This is a genomic window from Streptomyces sp. NRRL B-3229 (assembly GCF_000719505.1).
In the GTDB taxonomy this organism is placed as follows: domain Bacteria; phylum Actinomycetota; class Actinomycetes; order Streptomycetales; family Streptomycetaceae; genus Streptomyces; species Streptomyces griseorubiginosus.
On the sequence record NZ_JOGP01000001.1, the window covers coordinates 125,480 to 145,372 of the forward strand.

15 protein-coding genes and 1 pseudogene are annotated in these 19,893 nt (G+C 71.2%); 5 read left to right on the top strand and 11 right to left on the bottom strand.

The annotated features are described in order from the left end of the window. Nucleotides 1–18 precede the first annotated feature (18 nt). The 4 genes from IF54_RS0100585 to IF54_RS0100600 all read right to left on the bottom strand — a co-directional run bounded on the left by IF54_RS0100585 (nt 19) and on the right by IF54_RS0100600 (nt 4,738). A complete protein-coding gene (locus tag IF54_RS0100585; protein WP_030313260.1) occupies nt 19–1,308 on the bottom strand; it encodes an aspartate aminotransferase family protein in 1,290 nt (429 codons plus the stop codon). After that, nucleotides 1,305–2,147, bottom strand: coding sequence for a nitrilase-related carbon-nitrogen hydrolase (locus IF54_RS0100590; protein ID WP_020133397.1), 843 nt, complete (start codon nt 2,145–2,147; stop codon nt 1,305–1,307). Before IF54_RS0100590 ends, IF54_RS0100585 begins: the two co-directional genes overlap by 4 nt. A gap of 180 nt (nt 2,148–2,327) precedes the next feature. Continuing rightward, complete coding sequence (locus IF54_RS0100595) at nt 2,328–4,352, bottom strand: hypothetical protein (RefSeq protein WP_030313262.1); 2,025 nt, start codon at nt 4,350–4,352, stop codon at nt 2,328–2,330. Nucleotides 4,353–4,486: 134 nt separating this feature from the next. Continuing rightward, nucleotides 4,487–4,738: a helix-turn-helix domain-containing protein gene (locus tag IF54_RS0100600; RefSeq protein ID WP_028808906.1), complete on the bottom strand. Its 252-nt coding sequence runs from the start codon at nt 4,736–4,738 to the stop codon at nt 4,487–4,489. A gap of 32 nt (nt 4,739–4,770) precedes the next feature. Between IF54_RS0100600 and map the strand changes: the two genes are divergently transcribed. Continuing rightward, nucleotides 4,771–5,538 carry a type I methionyl aminopeptidase gene (gene map / locus IF54_RS0100605; protein ID WP_030313264.1) on the top strand — a complete coding sequence of 256 codons (768 nt, stop codon included), beginning with the start codon at nt 4,771–4,773 and terminating at the stop codon, nt 5,536–5,538. A 295-nt stretch (nt 5,539–5,833) separates the two neighbouring features. Beyond that, entirely contained in the window at nt 5,834–8,338 is a 2,505-nt protein-coding gene (locus IF54_RS0100610; RefSeq protein WP_030313265.1) for an ATP-dependent Clp protease ATP-binding subunit, read from the top strand. A gap of 54 nt (nt 8,339–8,392) precedes the next feature. Here IF54_RS0100610 and ggt read toward each other — a convergent pair whose 3' ends face one another. After that, complete coding sequence (ggt, locus tag IF54_RS0100615) at nt 8,393–10,189, bottom strand: gamma-glutamyltransferase (RefSeq protein ID WP_030313266.1); 1,797 nt, start codon at nt 10,187–10,189, stop codon at nt 8,393–8,395. 144 nt (nt 10,190–10,333) lie between these two features. On the opposite strand from ggt, the gene IF54_RS0100620 reads away from it, so the two are divergent. Continuing rightward, a complete protein-coding gene (locus IF54_RS0100620; RefSeq protein WP_030313267.1) occupies nt 10,334–11,095 on the top strand; it encodes a hypothetical protein in 762 nt (253 codons plus the stop codon). Between the two features lie 116 nt (nt 11,096–11,211). Continuing rightward, on the top strand, nt 11,212–12,777 hold the full coding sequence (locus IF54_RS0100625) for a CocE/NonD family hydrolase (protein WP_030313269.1): 1,566 nt from the start codon (nt 11,212–11,214) through the stop codon (nt 12,775–12,777). 170 nt (nt 12,778–12,947) lie between these two features. Here IF54_RS0100625 and IF54_RS0100630 read toward each other — a convergent pair whose 3' ends face one another. After that, nucleotides 12,948–13,694 carry an amino acid ABC transporter ATP-binding protein gene (locus tag IF54_RS0100630; RefSeq protein WP_030313271.1) on the bottom strand — a complete coding sequence of 249 codons (747 nt, stop codon included), beginning with the start codon at nt 13,692–13,694 and terminating at the stop codon, nt 12,948–12,950. Nucleotides 13,695–13,820: 126 nt separating this feature from the next. Continuing rightward, entirely contained in the window at nt 13,821–14,228 is a 408-nt protein-coding gene (locus IF54_RS0100635; RefSeq protein ID WP_030313273.1) for a DUF6278 family protein, read from the bottom strand. Between the two features lie 163 nt (nt 14,229–14,391). On the opposite strand from IF54_RS0100635, the pseudogene IF54_RS39305 reads away from it, so the two are divergent. Further along, nucleotides 14,392–16,153 (top strand): annotated as a pseudogene (locus IF54_RS39305) (GDSL-type esterase/lipase family protein). Between the two features lie 33 nt (nt 16,154–16,186). Here the strand turns inward: IF54_RS39305 and IF54_RS0100645 are convergent. From IF54_RS0100645 to IF54_RS0100660, 4 genes are all read right to left on the bottom strand, one after another. After that, nucleotides 16,187–16,966: an exodeoxyribonuclease III gene (locus tag IF54_RS0100645; RefSeq protein WP_020133409.1), complete on the bottom strand. Its 780-nt coding sequence runs from the start codon at nt 16,964–16,966 to the stop codon at nt 16,187–16,189. Nucleotides 16,967–16,996: 30 nt separating this feature from the next. After that, entirely contained in the window at nt 16,997–17,632 is a 636-nt protein-coding gene (locus IF54_RS0100650; RefSeq protein WP_030313275.1) for an MBL fold metallo-hydrolase, read from the bottom strand. Between the two features lie 74 nt (nt 17,633–17,706). Further along, on the bottom strand, nt 17,707–19,005 hold the full coding sequence (locus IF54_RS0100655) for an alpha/beta fold hydrolase (protein WP_030313277.1): 1,299 nt from the start codon (nt 19,003–19,005) through the stop codon (nt 17,707–17,709). A gap of 32 nt (nt 19,006–19,037) precedes the next feature. Next, on the bottom strand, nt 19,038–19,865 hold the full coding sequence (locus IF54_RS0100660) for a transposase (RefSeq protein ID WP_234438886.1): 828 nt from the start codon (nt 19,863–19,865) through the stop codon (nt 19,038–19,040). Between the last annotated feature and the right edge of the window lie 28 nt (nt 19,866–19,893).

Consider the following 19,893-nt stretch of genomic DNA (forward strand, 5'->3'; position numbering starts at 1 on the left):
TGTTCCCTCGCTGTGGGCCTACTGGATGGTGCTCCTCAGAGCGTGTTCGAGGATCGCGGCGCCCTCCTCGGCCTCCGCGACGGTCAGGGACAGCGGCGGGGCGATCCGGAGGGCGCTGGTGTTGTGCCCGCCGCCCTTGCCGAGCAGCAGCCCCTCGGCGCGGGCGGCCTCCAGCACGGCGGACGCGGCCTGCGGATCGGCCTCGTCGGTGCCGGGCTTCACCAGCTCGACGCCCAGCATCAGCCCGCGCCCGCGCACCTCCCGTACGCCCGGGACCTGCGCGGCGACGGACCGCAGCCGCTCGAGCAGCAGCCCGCCGACCCGCCGGGCGTTGCCCTGGAGGTCGTGGTCCAGGAGATACGACAGGTTGGCGAGCCCGGCCGCCATCGTGATCTGGGTGCCGCCGAAGGTCGAGATGCTGTTGGAGTCGAGGCAGTTCATGATGTCGGCGCGGGCCACGACCCCGCCGATGGACATGCCGTTGCCGATGCCCTTGGCGAAGGTGAGGATGTCCGGCGGACCGGACCTCGCGTGTGCCTGCCAGCCCCAGAAGTGGTCGCCGGTGCGGCCCCAGCCGGTCTGCACCTCGTCGGCGATCCACAGGATGCCCCGCTCGTTCAGCACCTCGCGGAAGGCGGCGTAGAGGCCGTCGGGCGGGGAGGTGAAGCCGCCGACGCCCTGGATCGGCTCGGCGATCAGGGCCGCGGGCGGGCGGGTGTGGCCGAGGAGGTCCTTCAGGTCGTCGACGCAGGCCGCGATGAAGTCGTCGTCGCTGAGCGAGGCGTAGGGGCCGCGGGTGCGGACCCCGCCGTGGACGTACAGCGTCTGGAGCGGGGACAGCGAGGTGGGCGACCAGCCGCGGTTGCCGGTGATGCCGACCGCGCTGAAGGAGCGGCCGTGGTAGCTGTTGCGCATCGCCAGGATCGTGTTGCTGCGGCGGTAGGTCGTGGCGAGCAGCAGCGCGGTGTCGTTGGCCTCGGTGCCGGAGGTGGTGAAGAAGACCCGGGCGTCCGGGATGCCGGACAACTGGGCGATTCGCTCGGCGAGTTCGACCATCGGCCGGTTCAGGTACAGGGTGGAGGAGTGGATGATCCGCCCCGCCTGTTCACTGACCGCCTTGGTGATCTCGGGCAGGGCGTGCGCGGTCATCGTGGTGAGGATGCCGCCGAAGAAGTCGAGGTACTTGTTGCCCTCGGAGTCCCAGACGTGCCGGCCCTCGCCGTGGGTGATCTCCAGCGGCTCCTCGTAGTAGAGGGCGAGCCAGTCGGGCAGGACGGCGCGGTGGCGTCCCAGCAGGTCCCTGGTCACGGCTGCACCAGCCCTTCGTAGGCGTCGGGGCGGCGGTCGCGGTAGAAGGCCCACTGCTGCCGCACTTCCTCGATGAGGTCGAAGTCCAGGTCGCGGACGACCAGTTCCTCCTCCTTGTCGCTGGCCGTGTCACCGACGAACTGGCCGCGCGGGTCGACGAAGTAGGAGGTGCCGTAGAAGTCGTTGTCGCCGTACTCCTCGACGCCGACCCGGTTGATGGCGGCGACGAAGTACTCGTTGGCGACGGCGGCCGCGGGCTGCTCCAGGCGCCACAGGTAGGAGGACAGGCCCCGGTGGGTGGCGGAGGGGTTGTAGACGAGCTGGGCGCCGTTGAGGCCCAACTGCCGCCAGCCCTCCGGGAAGTGGCGGTCGTAGCAGATGTAGACGCCGACCTTGCCCACCGCCGTGTCGAAGACCGGCCAGCCGAGGTTGCCGGGCTTGAAGTAGTACTTCTCCCAGAAGCCCTTGACCTGCGGGATGTGGTGCTTGCGGTACTTGCCGAGGACGCTGCCGTCGGCGTCGATGACGACCGCGGTGTTGTAGTAGAACCCGGACTGCTCGACCTCGAACACCGGCACCACGATCACCATGCCGGTCTCGCGGGCGAGTTCCTGCATCCGCGTGGTGGTGGGGCCGTCCGGCACCGGCTCGGCCCAGCGGTAGTGCTCGGGTTCCTGGACCTGACAGAAGTAGGGGGCGTTGAAGACTTCCTGGAACCCGATGATCTTCGCGCCCTGTCGGGCCGCCTCGCGGGCGTGCTCCTCGTGTTTCGCCACCATGGAATCGGTGTCGCCGGTCCAGGTGGCCTGGACCAGAGCGGCACGTACGACGTTGGCCATGAGCTGCTCCTTCGGCGGGACGTCAGAGCCTCTACGCCCGTAGATCAGACCGTAGAGGGACGAACGTAAGCCTCCTGGAGAGGCTTGCCAAGACCATTGTCGTTAACCCGGCAAGTCGATCACGTTTCACACTCCAGTGGAGGAGTGACGTGCCCGGTCGGCGGCGTGGTGCGGGACCTGTCAGGCGGAGAACCCGGCGACGCGCAGGGCGTGCACCAGGTCCCAGTGCCGCTCCTGCGACACGGCCCCCGCGGCCGCGAGGAGGAGCGGGACGAGGGTCCGTGGGTCGGGTTCGGCGCTGCGGGCGGCCTCCTCGGGGGTACGGACGCGGACGTACGCGTCGAGGAGCGCGGAGGCCTCGCGGCGCCGCCCCTCGCCGAGCAGGGCGAGCACGGCCGCGCCGATCTCCCCGGCGGGCCGCGCGACCCCCTGGCGGAGCATCTGCTCGCCGTCGGCGCCCCGCCCGGCCGCGACCAGCGCGTCCGCGGCGGCCACCAACCGCTCGGCGGGCAGTGAGGCGGCCTCCCAGAGCAGGGTCGCCCAGTCGGCGCCGAGCCCGGCGCGGTGGAGCTCCGCCGCGAGCAGCGGGAAACGGGCGGCGGGCCAGTGGGCGACCTCGACGAGCAGGGCGTGCGCCTCGCCGGTACGGCCCTCGGCGCGCAGCCGTACCAGCGTCGCGACGGTGTCGGCGGTCTCCCGCGGCGCCGCCGCGTCCTCGGCGCCGCTCGGCGCCTTCTGCGACCGCGTGCGCCCCGGCTGCCGTATGTCCGTCGCCTCGGCCGCCCCGGCGAACCGCGCTCCACGTGGAGTGCGGCCCCGCTTGGCGGACTGGGCGGGAAGATCCGGTACGGCGGTCGGCGGTACGACGACGGGGCCGACCTCGGCGTCCGCCTCCCCGGCGAACCGAGCACCACCTCGGCGACGCTTGCGCTGCTTGGTCGTCGGGGGTGTCTCCGGAGGGGTACCGGTTGGGGCGTCGGTACGGGGGGTCCGGTCGTCGGCGGCGGTTCCGGTCGAGGTCTGCTGCGGGGCATATGGCTGGTCGAACGCGTCGGCGCGGTTCGGCTGGGGGGTGCCGTATCCGGGGCGGAGGGATGTGTCGGGTGCCGACGGCCGCGGGCCGTATCCGGAGTGGGGCCCTTCGGCGGGTCCCGGGCCGGTGGCGGAAGGAGCGGCCGGTCCGGCGTCCTGAGGAGCGGCCGGGCGCTGCGCCGCGTAGCCGGTGCCGACCGCTTCCGTGGCCGCCGCGCCCGCGGTGCCGCGCTGCTGAGGCATGGCGGGGAAGCCGGTGGTGTTGGCTCCGGGACGGCCCGCCCCCACGCCGTCGGCGGAGCCCGTGTGCCCGCCCGCCCACTCGTCGCCGTGCCCACGCCCGCCCGTCGAAAAGCCCTCACTCACCCGGGCGTCGCCCCAACCGCGGTCGTCCGGCTCCCCGTGCCCGCTCCCGCCTGCTTCCTCGCCCTCATGCCCGTGCGACCCGGAACCCCCGCCCACGCGACCGCCGACCCAAGCCGAACCCCCGCCCACGCGACCGCCGACCCAAGCCCCGTCGCCCCGCTCGCCGTGCCCGCTCATGCCCGGTCCTACGCCCGGCTCGTCGTCCCCGTACGCCGCCGTGTTGCCGGTCCGGCCACGGCGGAAGAATCCGGCGCTCTCCACCTGGCCGCGCCGGACCGCGTCGGCGCGGTCGCCCATCGTTCGGCGGTCCAACTCCTTCATCCGGGACTGGAGTTCGGCGCAGCGGCGGACCGCGCGTTCGTGGTCGTCGCGGGCCCAGGCGAGGTCGAGGCGGAGGGCGTCGGCCTCCTCCTGGGTGGCGGCGGCCGCGAGCAGCCGGCCCAGTTCGGCCTGCCGTTCCGCCGCGTAACGCTGTTCGCGGAGCATGACGTCGAAGCGGTCACCGAGGGCGTCCCGGCCGCCGGGACGGGCGTCGTGGGCGCCCTGCGCGGCCGCGTGCAGGGGACGGGCCCGTTCGGCCTCGGCGCGGGCCGCGTCGATGCCGTACGCCCCGGCCAGGTCCTGGAGGAGTGCCTCCACGACGTCCCAGGGCGGCACCTCGCGGCCGTCGAGGCACGCTTGCATACCGTCCGGATCGCGCTGCCAGAACACCGCGCACCAGCCGCCACCCTGGTCCAGACGGGCCAGCACACCGCTCAGGTAGGCCACGAACTCCCGCACCTGTCCCGGGAGTTGATCCACTGCCATCGCTCAACTCCCGTTAGACCGGAGCACTCCAGTGCGTAAGAGAACACCAGCAGTGTTACGAACGGGCTACAGCGAGTTTTCAAAGGCGCAGCAGGAGTCCCCCGGCGCGACCCGGGCCACTGGGTGAACTCCCGTCACACGCCTGCGGCCTCGCACATCCCGGCCAACTCGTCCATGGACAGCCCGAGGGCCCGGGCGAGCGCGGCGACCGTGAAGAACGCCGGGGTCGGCGCCCGCCCGGTCTCGATCTTCCGGAGGGTCTCCGCGGAGATCCCGGCACTCGCCGCGACCTCGGTCATGCTGCGGCCGCCACGGGCTTCGCGCAGCAACCGGCCGAGCCGCTCGCCGCGTTCGCGTTCTTCGGGGGTGAGAGGGGTGCGCACCATGACCCCATTCTAATACCGGTATAGTAATTGGCATGGTGGAACTGAAGACGGACACATCGATGGATGCCATGTACGAGGCGGGACAGGTCGTCGGGCAAGCCCTGACAGCCGTGGAGAAGGCCGCTGACGTGGGCGTATCCCTGCTGGAGCTGGACGAGGTGGCGCGCGGGGTGCTGCGCGCGGCCGGGGCGTCCTCGCCGTTCCTCGGCTACCGGCCCACCTTCGCCACCACCCCCTTTCCCGCGGTCATCTGCGCCTCCGTGAACGACGCGATCGTGCACGGCATCCCGAGCGACTACCGGCTGCGCGACGGCGACCTCGTATCGATCGACTGCGGTGCCCAACTCGGCGGCTGGGCAGGGGACTCGGCGATCAGCTTCACGGTGGGCGCGCCGCGGCCGGAGGACGTGCGCATGATCGAGACCGCCGAGCGCGCCCTCGCGGCCGGGATCGGTGCCGCGGTCGTGGGCAACCGCATCGGGGACATCGCGCACGCGATCGGCTCGGTGTGCCGGGCCGGCGGCTACGGCATCATGGACGACTTCGGCGGACACGGCATCGGCCGCCGTATGCACGAGGACCCGCCGGTCCCCAACGAGGGGCGCCCGGGGCGCGGTCTCCCCCTGCGGCACGGCATGGTCCTCGCGCTCGAGCCGATGCTCATCGCGGGCGGCACCGACGCGTACCGCGAGGAACCGGACGGCTGGACCCTGAAGACGGCCGACGGCTCACGGGCGGCGCACGTCGAGCACACGGTGGCGATCACCGACGCGGGCCCCCGCGTCCTGACGGCACGCTGAGCCCGGCCTCACAGGGTCGGTCCGCGGGCAGGGCAGGGCCGCGGGCAGGGCAGGGCCGCGGGCAGGGCAGATCCGCGGGCCGGGCAGGGCCGGTCCCACCGCCCGCGGACCGGCCTGCCCGGCGCTCATGACTGAACGTGCCCCGCTCCCCCATCCGTGCGAAGGTGTAACCGGCTGACTCCCGGGTTACCCGGCCCCGGCACGTCGATCAGCGAGGGCGTCCCCGGCCCTCCACCAGTCCGCGCGCGGACTCGGCCCGGGGGGACACCCGCGGGGATGCCGGATGGGAACGCCCATGACCAGCGGCTTCAGCGGACCGGACGGCTACGACGCCTTCGGAGAGTTCCTCGCCCGTTTCTTCGGCGGCCCCCGCCCGGGCCCCCGGCAGATCAACATCGGCCAGCTGCTGAGCCGTCCTGCCCGGGAGCTGGTGCGGGACGCCGCGCAGTACGCCACCGAGCACGGCAGCCGGGATTTGGACACCCAGCATCTGCTGCGGGCGGCACTCGCCGCCGAACCGACCCGGACCCTGTTGAGCCGTGCGGGCGCCGACCCCGACACCCTCGCCTCGGAGATCGACGAACGCTCCGGACCCGTCCAGCACCAGCCGGAGGAGGCCCCACCACCGACCTCACTGGCGCTGACCCCCGCCGCCAAGCGGGCCCTGCTGGACGCGCACGAGCTGGCCCGCGCCCGGGGCGCCGGCCACATCGGCCCGGAGCACGTACTGAGTGCCCTGGCCGCGAACCCCGACTCGGCCGCCGGGCACATCCTCAACTCGGCCCGCTTCGCCCCCGCCGGCCTGCCGCCCGAGGCGGTCCCGGACGGCGGGCAGCCCCGCGCGGAGGCCCAGCGCAGCACGAGCACGCCCACCCTCGACAAGTACGGCCGCGACCTCACCGACCTGGCCCGGCAGGGCCGTATCGACCCGGTGATCGGCCGGGACGACGAGATCGAGCAGACCATCGAGGTGCTGTCCCGGCGCGGAAAGAACAACCCGGTGCTCATCGGTGACGCGGGGGTCGGCAAGACCGCGGTCGTGGAGGGGCTGGCCCAGCGGATCGTCGACGGGGACGTGCCCGACGTCCTGACCGGGCGGCGGGTCTTCGCCCTGGACCTGACGGGGGTCGTCGCGGGCACCCGCTACCGGGGCGACTTCGAGGAGCGCCTGACGAACATCGTGGGCGAGATCCGCGACAACTCCGACCGGCTGATCGTCTTCATCGACGAACTGCACACCGTCGTGGGCGCGGGCGGAGGCGGCGAGGGCGGTTCCATGGACGCCGCCAACATCCTCAAGCCGGCCCTGGCCCGCGGCGAACTGCACATCGTGGGCGCGACCACGCTGGAGGAGTTCCGCAGGATCGAGAAGGACGCGGCCCTCGCCCGCCGCTTCCAGCCGATCCTGATCCCCGAGCCCACCACGGCGGACGCCATCGAGATCCTGCGCGGACTCAGCGACCGCTACGAGGCCCACCACCAGGTCCGCTACACCGACGAGGCGCTGGTGGCCGCCGTGGAGCTCTCCGACCGCTATCTGCCCGACCGCCGGCTGCCGGACAAGGCGATCGACCTCATCGACCAGGCAGGGGCACGGGTACGGCTGCGGGCGCGCACCAAGGGCACGGACGTACGGGCCCTGGAGCGCGAGGTCGAGCAGCTGGGCCACGACAAGGACCGGGCGGTCGCCGACGAGCAGTACGAGCAGGCCACGCAACTGCGGGACCGCATCGCCGAGTTGAAGCAGCGGATCGCCGAGGCCACCGGGGGCGACGAGGCCGACGAGGGCCAGCACCTGGAGGTCACCGCCGAGGCCGTCGCCGAGGTGGTGTCCCGGCTGACCGGCATCCCGGTCAGCAGCCTCACCCAGGAGGAGAAGGACCGCCTGCTCGGCCTGGAGCAGCACCTGCACGAGCGGGTGGTCGGCCAGGACGAGGCCGTACGGGTCGTCTCGGACGCCGTGCTGCGCTCCCGGGCGGGCCTCGCGAGCCCGGACCGCCCGATCGGCAGCTTCCTCTTCCTCGGCCCGACCGGCGTCGGCAAGACCGAACTGGCCCGCGCCCTGGCGGAGTCGCTGTTCGGCAGCGTGGAGCGCATGGTCCGCCTCGACATGAGCGAGTACCAGGAGCGCCACACCGTCAGCCGCCTGGTCGGCGCCCCGCCCGGATACGTCGGCCACGAGGAGGCGGGCCAGCTGACGGAGGCCGTCCGCCGGCACCCGTACTCCCTGCTCCTGCTGGACGAGGTGGAGAAGGCCCACCCGGACGTCTTCAACATCCTGCTCCAGGTGCTCGACGACGGCCGCCTCACCGACTCCCAGGGCCGTACGGTCGACTTCACCAACACGGTGATCGTGATGACCAGCAACCTGGGCTCGGAGGCGATCACCCGCGGGGGCACGGGCATAGGCTTCGGTTCCCAGTCCGGTGAGGAGGCCCGCCGCGAGCAGATCCTGCGGCCCCTGCGCGACCACTTCCGCCCGGAGTTCCTGAACCGCATCGACGAGGTGGTCGTCTTCCGCCGGCTCACCGACGAGCAACTGCGCGAGATCACGGAGCTGTTGCTCCGGAGCACCCGCCGTCTGCTCCGGGCCCAGGGCGTGGAGGTCACCTTCACGGACAGCGCGGTGGACTGGCTGGCGGAACACGGCTACCAACCGGAGTACGGCGCACGTCCGTTGCGCCGCACGATCCAGCGGGAGGTGGACAACCAGCTGTCCCGCCTGCTCCTGGACGGCACCATCAAGGACGGCGACCAGGTGACGGTGGACGCCTCAGCAGGCACGCTGACGTTCAGGTGAGGTTCTTAGGGGCGCGGGGAGCTGCGCGACCAGCCCCCACGCGCCCGCAGTGACCTACGGCGCGGGGTACACCACCTGCGCGGATCCCCCACCCCGCCGCACCGTCTCAGCAGCCGCCAACCACTTCCCACCCGGCAACCGCTGCACCCCAGTAGCCGCCCCGATCTCCGGATTCAGCTTGAACGAGTGCCCGATGGCCTCCAACTGAGACCGCACCCCGCTGCTGTACAACGCCGGCTCCAGCTCCGTCTGCGCGGCGTTCCGCTGACTCGCCCGGGGCGCCGCGATCGCGTCCACCAACGGCAGCCCGCGGTCCACGAACTCGGTCAGCACCTGGAGCACGGTGGTGATGATGGTCGCCCCACCGGGCGAACCCAGCGCCACCACCGGCTTGTTGTGCCGGTCGAGCACGATCGTCGGCGAGATCGAGGACCGCGGCCGCTTGCCGGGCCCGGGCAGGTTCGGGTCGTGCACCGCCGGGTTCGCGGGCACGAAGGAGAAGTCCGTCAGCTCGTTGTTGAGGATGAACCCCCGCCCCGGCACGGTGATCGCGCTGCCGCCGGTCTGCTCGATGGTCAGCGTGTAGGAGACGACGTTGCCCCACTTGTCGGCGACCGTGAGGTGCGTGGTGTTCTCGCCCTCGTACGTCGTCGGGGCCGCCGTCCCCCGGTCGGCGCAGGTCGCGGGATGCCGCGGGTCCCCGGGCGCCAGCGGGCTCGTGAGCACCGCGTCGTCCTTGATGAGGCAGGCCCGCGAGTCGGCGAACTTCTGCGACAGCAGTTCCTTCGTCGGTACGTCCTCGAAGGCGGGGTCGCCGACCCAGCGCCCGCGGTCCGCGAACGCGATCCTGCTGGCCTCGATGTAGTGGTGCAGGTACTGGACCTCGCTGGCCTTCGAAAGGTCTGTGTGCTCCAGGATGTTGAGGGCCTCACCGACGGTGGTGCCGCCGGAGGAGGAGGGGGCGATGGAGTAGACGCCGAGCCCTCGGTAGGAGGTCTTGGTCGGCTTCTGGAGCTTGGCCCGGTAGGCGGCCAGGTCCTTCTCGGTGAGGTTCCCGGGACGCGCGTTCCAGCCGGAGGCCGGGTCCACCGGAGGGTGGTTCACGGTGTCGACGATGTCGTCGCCGAGGTCTCCGTGGTAGATCGCGCCGACGCCCTTGCGCGCCAACTCGGCGTAGGTGCGGGCGAGATCGGGGTTCTTGAAGGTCGATCCGACGACCGGGAGCCGGCCGCCGGGCAGGAACAGCTTCGCGGTGTCCGGGAAGTACCGGAACCGCGTCTCATTGGAGGCGGTCTGCGAGCGGAAGGTGTCGTCCACGACGAACCCGTTCCGTGCGATCCGCTCGGCGGGCCTGAGGACGGTGCCCAGGGATCTGCTGCCCCACTTGCCGAGCGCGGTGGCCCAGGTTGCCGGTGTGCCCGGTGTTCCGACGCTCAGTCCGCTGCTGACGGCGTCGGCGAAGGCGAGCGGCTTGCCGTTCTCCACGAAGAGGTCGGTGCCGGCGCTCAGCGGTGCCGTCTCGCGGCCGTCGATGGTGTGGACCGTACGGGACTTGGCGTCGTAGTAGACGAAGTAGCCGCCCCCGCCGATGCCGGAGGAGTACGGCTCGGTGACGCCGAGCGCGGCGGCGGTGGCGACGGCCGCGTCGACCGCGTTGCCGCCCTTCCTGAGGACTTCGATGCCGGCGGCGGAGGCGTCCGCGTCGACACTGGAGACGGCACCCCCGTAGCCGACGGCGACAGGTGCTTTCTGCGGTGCCGAGGTGGCCTGCGGCGGCGCTGCCGCCCCCACCGACACCACGGCGGCCGAGACCGCCAGGACCGACAGTTTCCGTGCGACAGGGCGACGCATCCTTACCTCCAGTCCAGGACCGTCCGCGCAGCGTAACCACATCCCAGGTGCACCGACACCCCTCCTCGGTGGAGGTGTCATGCGAATGCCACACTTCGAACACCGGTACGTACCAGTGCCGTCGGGCCGCTAGCATGCGCGCACATGAACGACGACGTGCGCAACATCGTCCTCGGCGTGGTGGCGGCGGGCATCAGCGCCGCGCTCGGCTGGCTTGCCCGGACGTATCTGTGGAAGCGGAAACTCCGCCGCAAGCAGGCCTTCTTCGGGCTGCCGGACAACTCCGAGTCGCTGCTGGTCGTCAACCGGGACGCCGGCAGCTCCGATCTCGCGGTGCACCGCTACGACGTGTTCGCCCTCCTCGAACTGTCCGCCCTCATCAAGGACTGCGGTGCGCACGCCGAGGTGGTCACCCAGGACACGGCCCGGCAAGGCTTCGGTGAGCGCACGGAGTTCTGCGTCGGCGGCCCCTCGTCGAACCGGCGGATGATGGCGCACATGACCGCCATGCTGCCCGGGGTGCAGGTGAAGATCGACCCGTCGGAGCCGGGCCCGATCCGGATGACGTACCAGATCGGCGGCGAGGACTACCACCTGGAGAAGGGGCTGTCGGAGTACGTGCTGCTGGCCCGTCTCACCGCCGGACAGCCGGGACAGAGCCGGCCCGTCTTCCTGTTCTGCGGCCAGACCGCCATCACCAACCAGGCCGCCACCCGCTATCTGGCCCGCAACCACGAGCGGTTGGCCCGCAAGTACGGCGACAACACGTTCGTCCTCCTGCTGAAGGTGGTCAACTCGCACGCTTACGGCCCGGATGTCGCCGAACTGGTCGCCGACGTGACCCGCGCGGCCCAGGCTCCGCTGCCGACGACCACACCCGCACGGAACTCCCACCGCGCCTCCTGAATTGCTTCACAGCACAACAATCGTTACTCCCACGTAACTTACCGACGGGTTACTTGCGGTAAGCGGTCGAGGTTACCGTCTGGTCACTTTGCACTGACACGAGTAGGGAGTGACCCGTGGGACACCCTCGCAAGGCCCTGCGCACGACCACCGTGGGCGCCGTCTCCGCGACCCTGATCGCCGGTGGCGCCCTCGGGCTCGCCCCTGCCGCCCAGGCGACCGACGCCGTCCGCTTCGTCGACATCGCGGGCGACGGCGGCACCGTTCTCAAGGCCAACGTCGTCACGCCCCCAGGTGCGGACGGCTCCCGGCGCTTCCCGCTCATCGTGCTGCCCACCAGCTGGGGCCTGCCCCAGGTCGAGTACCTCGCCCAGGCCCAGAAGCTCGCGAACTCGGGCTATGTGGTGGTGACTTACAACGTGCGCGGGTTCTGGCAGTCGGGCGGGCAGATAGAAGTGGCGGGCCCGCCCGACACCGCCGACGCGTCCAAGGTCATCGACTGGGCGCTCGCCAACACCCCTTCCGACGCCCGGCACATCGGCATGGCGGGCGTCTCGTACGGCGCCGGCATCAGCCTGCTCGCCGCCGCGCACGACAAGCGCATCAAGGCGGTCGCCTCCCTCAGCGGCTGGGCCGACCTGATCGACTCGATCTACTCGGGACGCACCCAGCACGTCGAGGCCGGCGCCGTGCTGGACGGCGCGAGCCTGGTGACCGGCCGCCAGAGCGCCGAAGTCCGGCAGATCTTCGACAACTTCTACGCGTCGAACCTGTCGAAGGAACAGGAGATGATCGATTGGGGGAAGAAACGTTCGGCCGCCACATACGTGGACCAGCTCAACCAGAACGGTGCGGCGGTCCTGATGGCCAACGCGTGGGGCGACACGGTCTTCGCGCCCAACCAGTACGCGGACTTCTACGAGAAGCTGACCGGCCCGAAGCGGCTGGAACTCAGGCCCGGCGACCACGCGACCGCCGAGATTCCCGGGCTGTTCGGACTGCCCAACGACGTGTGGACCGACACCGGGCGCTGGTTCGACCACTACCTCAAGGGAGAGGACAACGGGATCGACCGCGAGGACCCGGTCCAGCTCAAGTCCCGTTCCACAGGCGGCTACGAGGGCTACCCGGACTGGAAGTCCGTCGGCGCCACGCGGAAGAAGATCGCCCTGTCGGGCACCACCACGATCCACACCAACGTCGACTCGGGCGCCGACGGCGGGATCGTCTTCCTGTCCAGCATCCTCGACCAGATCGCCCAGGCTCCGCCGATGGCCTCGATCCCCCTGCTGCCGCGCCGCTGGGCCGCCGTATGGCAGTCGGAGAAGTACCGGAGCGCCCAACAGGTGCGCGGTACCGCGAAGTTGCACACCACGCTGACTCCCACCAAGGAGAGCGGCACCCTCGTCGCCTACCTGTACGACGTGGGGCCGCTCGGCCTCGGCAAGCTGGTCTCCAACGCGCCGTACACCTTCCACGGGCGGACGCCCGGGGAGCCGTTCGACGTCGACCTGGACCTGTTCTCCACGGCCTACGACGTCCCGGCAGGGCATCGTCTGGCCCTGGTGGTCGACACGGTCGACCCGCTCTACATCGAGCACAACCCGTCCGGCGCTCAGCTGACCTTCTCCTCGCCGGCGAACGACCCGTCGTACGTGTCGATTCCGCTGCGCGAGCAGTGATCTCCGGCCGGCGCCGGGCGGGTATGGCTCTGTGACTGCTGCCCCCTACGGTGCAAGGGCCGTGGGGGGATCCCCACCCGGCAGCAGCGTCCCTGGGGGCTCGACCGCCATCACCGTGGGGATGAACGGACCATCGTAGTCGAGGCTCGAGGACATGGCCGTCGCCCCTCTCAGTGCTTGAGGATCTTGGAGAGGAAGTCCCTGGCGCGCTCGCTGTCCGGGTTCGTGAAGAAGTCGTCGGGAGCGCGGTCCTCGACGATACGGCCGTCCGCCATGAAGACCACGCGGTTGGCGGCCGAGCGGGCGAAGCCCATCTCATGGGTGACGACGACCATGGTCATGCCCTCCTGGGCCAGTTGCCGCATGACCTCCAGGACCTCGTTGATCATCTCCGGGTCGAGGGCCGAGGTCGGCTCGTCGAACAGCAGGGCCTTGGGCTCCATGGCGAGGGCGCGGGCGATGGCCACGCGCTGCTGCTGGCCGCCGGAGAGCTGGGCGGGGTACTTGTCGGCCTGGTCGGCGAGGCCCACCCGGTCGAGAAGTTCACGGGAGCGGCGGTCGGCCTGCTCCTTCTTCTTCCCGCGCACCTTGACCTGGGCCAGCGACACGTTCTGAAGGACCGTCTTGTGGGCGAACAGGTTGAAGGACTGGAAGACCATGCCCACCTCGGCACGGAGCTTCGCGAGGGCCTTGCCCTCCTCGGGCAGCGGCTGCCCGTCGAGCGTGATGGAACCGGACTTGATGGTCTCCAGACGGTTGATCGTCCTGCACAGCGTGGACTTGCCCGACCCCGAAGGGCCGATGACGACGACCACCTCCCCCTTGCCGACGGTGAGGTTGATGTCCTGGAGGACATGCAGCTCTCCGTAGTACTTGTTGACGTCACGCAGTTCGATCAACGGATCGACGACGGCCATGCCCAGCCCTACTCACTCTCAGCTGTGTCGTGGTTGCCGCAACCTATCGAGGCAAGATCTCGCATAAGGAACGACACGCACTTTTCGGTCATTAGCCGTATTTACGCCGAGCTTACGGCCATGGATTCACTCCTCGGCGACCTCCGCGTAGAGCTGGGACAGCTCGGGGACCCCACTGCCGGCCCACTCGTGACCGGCGGCCACGACATCGAACTCACGGCCGGATTCCAGCCGGATCACGGGCTGTCCGTCCGACCGCAGATCCCAGGCTGCCCCCGGGACGGTCCGCACGATGACCGTGCCGAGATAGAGCCCGGCGTCGTTGCCGAGCCACAGCAGGACGTCCTCGTCGTCGCGCCAGCCGGGCACCAACTGATCGAGCGCCTCCAACGACGCCTCCGTGTCGTCGAGTTCGACTCCGGACCGGAACGCGTGCGAACGCAGCAGCTCGCACTCGGCGAGCAGTTCGGCGATGCCCTCGGCGTCGCGGGTCCCGGGATTCTCACTCCGGCCGCCCAGAAAAGGGATCTTCATACGCCCAGCGTGTCACTCACCCCGGCGCGTGCACCACAGGCGCGCGGGCCGTCGTTTCCGGTCGAGTTCGCGCCCACTCGGCGCATGGCGCGTTGACCTGCCACGGATGTCTCCTTAGTTTCGCGATGCGTTTTTTGTGGTCTATGAGGAGAAGGAGGCATCTGTGCACCGACGTGTCCGGTGTGGTGCGGTGGTTCTCGCTCTGTGCGCGGCTCTCGCGCCGGGCCGCCCGGCCGCCGGTGCGGAGCCCGTCCTCCCGGCGGGGGCGCTGCCGCTGGAGCGGCACTTCGACAACACCGCCGTCAGCGACGACACCCGCCCGGGCGAGGCGGACCTCGACGGCTCCGGCACCTCCCTCTCGGCCCAGGACCTCGCCGCCGCGGGCTGGACCCCGGGCCGCACCCTCACCGTGCAGGCCACCGCGCTGACTTGGCCGGACCGGCGGGCCGGCGCTCCCGACAACGTGCGGGCCGCCGGACAGGACGTCCGGGTAAGCGGTCGCGGGAACGCGCTCGCCTTTCTGGCGACGGGCACGGACGGCGAAACGGTCGAAGGCCCGGGGTCCGTGACGTACGGGGACGGCAGCACCTCGGCGTACCGGCTGGCCGTCCCCGACTGGCGACGCGGCCCGCTCGCCACCAAGGCGGTGGCGCTGCCGCATGTGAACACACGCGAGGGTCAACTCACCGAGAAGGCACGGCTGTACGTCGTGACGGTGCCGCTGGCTCCGGACCGCGAGGTGGCCTCGGTACGACTGCCGCAGGCACCCGGCATCCATGTGTTCGCTCTCGCGGTGCGAGCCAAAACCCTGGGCTGGAGCGGGAGTTGGGCTGCCGCGAGCTCCGGTCTCCTGGCCGTGGGGCCGTGGACCGACCGGACGCTGCGGCTCGTGGTGCACACCTCGGCGGGCGGGCACCGGGTGCGGCTGCGGTTCGACAACACCTTCGCGGCGGCGCCGGTGCGGATCGGCGCCGCGAGTGTGGCGGTGCGCGAGGCGGGTGCGGCGGCGCGCGGAACACCGGTGACGGTGGCCTTCGCGGGCGCGCCCGGTGTCGGAATCCCGGCCGGGGCGCAGGCGTTCAGCGATCCGCTCGGCTTCGAGGTGCCCGCCGGCGCCGACCTGCTGGTGAGTTTCCATCTGCCGGGGACGGTGACGGCGGCGCCGGTGCACCGGCTCGGGGCGCAGCGGTCGTACGTGAGCGGGCCCGGCGACCACACGGCGGACGGTTCGGCTACGCCGTACACCTCGGTCCTCACGAGCCGGCCGCTGCTGACCGGTGTCGAGGTGGGCGGTGGGCCGGGGTCCGTGGTGGTGGTCGGGGACTCGATCACGGACGGGACGAGGTCCACGACGGACGCCAACCGGCGGTGGCCGGACGTGCTGGCCGCACGGCTGCGGGAGCAGGGTGCGGTGCCGCTTCGGGGTGCTCAACCAGGGGATCTCCGGGAACCGTGTGGTCCTGGACGGGTATCCCGGTGACGGGGTCTCCACGGTGACCCAGGGGGTGAGTGCCCTGAGCCGGTTCGACCGGGATGTGCTCGCCCAGGCATCGGTGCGGACGGCCGTGGTGTTCGAGGGCGTCAAGGACCTGCGGTCGGGGGTGCCCGCGCGGGAGGTGGTGGCAGGGCTGCGGGAGCTCGCGGAGCGGGGACGGGCGCGCGGGCTGCGGATGCTCGTGGCGACGATCCTGCCCTGCGGGGGCGAGGCGCAGTGCACGGCCGCCGTCGACGCCGAGCGGCTCGCGGTCAACTCCTGGATCCGGGACACCGGGGTGTTCGACGGCGTCCTGGACTTCGACGGTGTGCTGCGCGACCCGGCCCGCCCCGAGCGGATGCGGGCCGGGTACGACAGCGGGGACCATCTGCATCCGGGAGACGCGGGGCTGGCCGCCCTCGCGGAGTCGGTGGATCTGACGCTGCTGTGAGGTCCCGGGCCCAGACGCTGTGCGGCTCCGGGGCTAGACGTCCAGGTCCACGACGACCGGCGCGTGGTCGGACGCACCCTTGCCCTTGCGCTCCTCCCGGTCCACGTACGCGTCGGTGACGGCCTTCGCGAAGGCTTCGTTGCCGTACACCAGGTCGATGCGCATGCCGCGGTTCTTGGGGAAGCAGAGCTGGCGGTAGTCCCAGTAGGTGAACGGGTGGTCGTACTTGAGGGGGCGCGGGACCACGTCCGACAGGCCCGCCTCGCGCAGAGCGGCGAGGGCGGCGCGCTCGGCCGGGGTGACGTGGGTGAGGCCCTCGAAGGCGGCCACGTCGTAGACGTCGTCGTCGGTCGGCGCCACGTTGTAGTCGCCCAGGACCGCGAAGGGGCGGCTGCCCGCCGCGTCACCGGCGACCGCGGCCTTCAGCGCCTCGAACCACTGGAGCTTGTACGCGTAGTGCGGGTGGTCGACCTCGCGGCCGTTCGGCACGTACACCGACCACACGCGGACCGGGCCGCAGGTCGCCGAGATGGCGCGGGGCTCGGGGGCGCCGTCGTAACCGGGGTCGCCGGGCAGTCCCTTGACGACGTCCTCCAGGCCCACCCGGGAGATGACCGCCACGCCGTTCCACCGCCCGGTCGCGTGGACCGCCGCCTCGTAGCCCGCCTCGCGCAGCTGGTCGAACGGGAACTGCTCCTCGGCGAGCTTGGCCTCCTGGAGGCACAGCACATCGGTGCCGGTGCTCTCCAGCCAGGCCAGCAGCCTCGGAAGACGGGCGGTGATCGAGTTGACGTTCCAGGTCGCGATGCGCATGCCTGACAACCTACCCGGCGGCACTGACACTCACAGAGCCGTGCTCTCCCCCGGCTTCAGGCGCAGGTGCTCAGCGCCGCCGAGGGCGCCGATCTGGTTGTCGTAGATCGGGCGGGCGAGGTCCGTGAGGAGGGCGTCGTGGATGTCGTAGGCGCGCTGCGGCTTGACCTCACGGACGTAGTCGATGACCTCCGAGATCTTGCTCCAGGGAGCCATGACGGGCAGCATCAGCGTCTCGACGGCGTGGTCGGGGACGGTGAGGGCGTCGCCGGGGTGGAAGACGCGGCCGCCGTCGATCAGGTAGCCGACGTTGGTGATGCGCGGGATGTCCGGGTGGATCACCGCGTGCAGTTCGCCGTGCACCTGGACGTCGAAGCCCGCCGCGGTGAAGGTGTCGCCGTGGCCGACGGTGTGCACGCGGCCCGGGAAGGCGGCGGAGATCTTCTCGGCGACCGACCTCAGGGTCCAGATCTCGGCGGCGGGGTTGGCGTCCATTGCCGCGCGCAGCCGTTCCTCGTTGAAGTGGTCGAGGTGTTCGTGGGTGACGAGGATCGCGTCGGCGCCGAGGGCAGCGTCCTCCTCGCTGAAGGCCCCGGGGTCGAGGACGAGGGTGCGTCCGTCCTTCTCGAGGCGGACACAGGCGTGCGACTTCTTCGTGAGCTTCATGGGACTCATCCTGCCCTTCTGCCCGTACGGCCGGGCAACTCCAGGCGGGTGCTCTCGCCACCCGCCTCCGACGATCACTCGGCGGGGGTGGTCTCCTCGCGGATGACCTGCTGGGCCACCCTGAACGCGCTGCCGGCCGCCGGGACACCGCAGTACACGGCCGTCTGGAGCAGCACTTCCTTGATCTCCGAGGGGGTGAGGCCGTTGCGCAGGGCGGCCCGGGTGTGGGAGGCGAGCTCGTCCAGGTGTCCGCCCGCGACCAGTGCGGTCAGGGTGGCGATGCTGCGGGAGCGGCGGTCGAGCCCCGGGCGGTCCCAGATCTCGCCCCAGGCGTAGCGGGTGAGGAGCTCCTGGAAGTCGCCCGAGAAGTCGTCGGCCTGGGCCAGCACCCCGTCCACATGCGCGTCGCCGAGCACCTCGCGGCGCACCTTGATGCCGGCGTCGTACGGGTCGACACGGCCCGCCGCCTGGGGGTCCGGGACGGCCGGGGCGATCTCGGCGATCGGCACCGGGTACGGCGGCGCCGACGTGAGGACCGGTGCGACCGGGGCCGTGGGGATCGCGGTCTGCCCGGTGGTGGAGTCGAAGGCGGGCTGCCAGGCGGTGGAGAAGTGTCTGACCAGGAGGTCCGTGACGGCGGCCGGCTGCTCCACCGGCACCAGGTGCGAGGCGCCCGGCACCACGGCGAGCCGGGCGTCCGGGATGCCCGCGACCAGGGTGCGGGCCTCGGCCGGGCCGGTGACCTGGTCGTCGGAGCCGACGAGGACCAGCGTCGGCACCCCGACGCTCGCGAGCTCGGCCCGCACGTCGAAGGCGGCGAGCGCCTCGCAGGCCGCGATGTAGCAGCCGGGGTCGGTGGTGCGGACCATCTGCACGGCCCACTCGGTGATCGCGGGCTGGGCCGCGGCGAACCCGGTGGTGAACCAGCGGTCCGGCGACGTCCGGGCGATGGGGTCGAGCCCGTTCGTCCGTACGATCACCCCGCGCCGGCGGAACTCGTCGGCGCTGCCGAAACGGGGCGAGGCGGCGATCAGCGCGAGCGAGGCGAGCCGGTCCGGGTGGCGCAGGGCCAGCTCCATGCCGACCGCGCCGCCCAGCGCGCAGCCCGCGTAGCCGAAGCGCTGCACCCCGAACCGGTCGAGGGTGGCCAGCAGCCGGTCGGTGAGGTCGGCGACGGAGCCCGCCGGGTAGGCGTGCGCTCCGCCGTGTCCCGGCAGGTCGAACCGGAACACCCGCCATTGCTTGACCAGCTCGGGGACCTGGCGGTCCCACATGTGCCATGTGGTACCCAGTGAGGGACCCAAGATCAGGACCGGAGCGTCTTCTGGCCCGTCAAAGCGGTATTGCAGGGTGTTCGGGGGTGTCTCACTCACGCCCCAGACCCTCTCACGTCTCACGGACGCCCCTATAACGCGGGATCGGTAGATGCCGTCCTGACCAGGCCGAAGACCTCTCGGGCGGCATACCGCTTGAGGCATCGGATGATCTCGCGTCGGGTCTTGCCCTCCTGGGGGCGGCGTTCGTAGTACGCCTGGGTGCGGCGTTCGTAGTACGCCTGGGTGCGGGGGTCGTGGCGCAGCCGGGTGAACACGATGCGGCGCAGGGCGGCGTTCGCCCGGCGGTCGCCGCCGTAGTTGAGCCGGTGCGTGCTCCGACGGCCCGACGAATACTCGACGGGGCTGACTCCGCAAAGCGCAGCAAAGGATGCCTCGGTGTTCAGCCGTTCGGGGTTGTCTCCCATGGTGATCAGCAAGGTGACTGCGCTGTCCGGGCCGATGCCCACCGGGGGGAGTAGCTGTCGGGCGTGGTGTTCGACGAGCTGGGTCAGGCGTTGGTTCAGCTCATTGATCTGTCCGGTGAGCTGTTCGATACGCTCCGCGAGCATTCTCAGAGTCCTATGGGTGGCCTGGGCCACCGCGTTCTCGCCCTCCTCGCCGTCGCCTGGCCCGAGGCGTGCGCAGGTGCGGAACAGCTCGCGGTTGCCCAGGCTGGACAGTCGTTCCCGCAGTGCGGGATCGGCGATGACCAGGACGGCTTTGAGCTGGTTGATCGCCTGGGTGCGGGCGTTGACGGCGGAGTCCTTGGCGAGCTTGAAGATCCGGGCGCTGTGCGGCTTGCAGAGACAGGCCGGCACCAGGAGGCGCTGGAGGCCAGCAAACGCGCGACGGCGGCCTGGCGCCAGCTTTCCGCTGCCGACCCCGCCCACGAGCCGCAACTCGGCGAAGCCCTGCACGCCCTTGCTGTCTGAGCAAGGACACCAG

What these genes read in the sequence shown, in the direction of transcription:
- IF54_RS0100630 (WP_030313271.1), bottom strand. Translation starts at nt 13,694, where the DNA reads ATGGCCGTCGTCGATCCGTTGATCGAACTGCGTGACGTCAACAAGTAC.
- IF54_RS0100620 (WP_030313267.1), top strand. Translation starts at nt 10,334, where the DNA reads ATGAACGACGACGTGCGCAACATCGTCCTCGGCGTGGTGGCGGCGGGC.
- map (WP_030313264.1), top strand. Translation starts at nt 4,771, where the DNA reads ATGGTGGAACTGAAGACGGACACATCGATGGATGCCATGTACGAGGCG.
- IF54_RS0100645 (WP_020133409.1), bottom strand. Translation starts at nt 16,966, where the DNA reads ATGCGCATCGCGACCTGGAACGTCAACTCGATCACCGCCCGTCTTCCG.
- IF54_RS0100650 (WP_030313275.1), bottom strand. Translation starts at nt 17,632, where the DNA reads ATGAAGCTCACGAAGAAGTCGCACGCCTGTGTCCGCCTCGAGAAGGAC.
- IF54_RS0100610 (WP_030313265.1), top strand. Translation starts at nt 5,834, where the DNA reads ATGACCAGCGGCTTCAGCGGACCGGACGGCTACGACGCCTTCGGAGAG.
- IF54_RS0100590 (WP_020133397.1), bottom strand. Translation starts at nt 2,147, where the DNA reads ATGGCCAACGTCGTACGTGCCGCTCTGGTCCAGGCCACCTGGACCGGC.
- ggt (WP_030313266.1), bottom strand. Translation starts at nt 10,189, where the DNA reads ATGCGTCGCCCTGTCGCACGGAAACTGTCGGTCCTGGCGGTCTCGGCC.
- IF54_RS0100595 (WP_030313262.1), bottom strand. Translation starts at nt 4,352, where the DNA reads ATGGCAGTGGATCAACTCCCGGGACAGGTGCGGGAGTTCGTGGCCTAC.
- IF54_RS0100600 (WP_028808906.1), bottom strand. Translation starts at nt 4,738, where the DNA reads ATGGTGCGCACCCCTCTCACCCCCGAAGAACGCGAACGCGGCGAGCGG.
- IF54_RS0100635 (WP_030313273.1), bottom strand. Translation starts at nt 14,228, where the DNA reads ATGAAGATCCCTTTTCTGGGCGGCCGGAGTGAGAATCCCGGGACCCGC.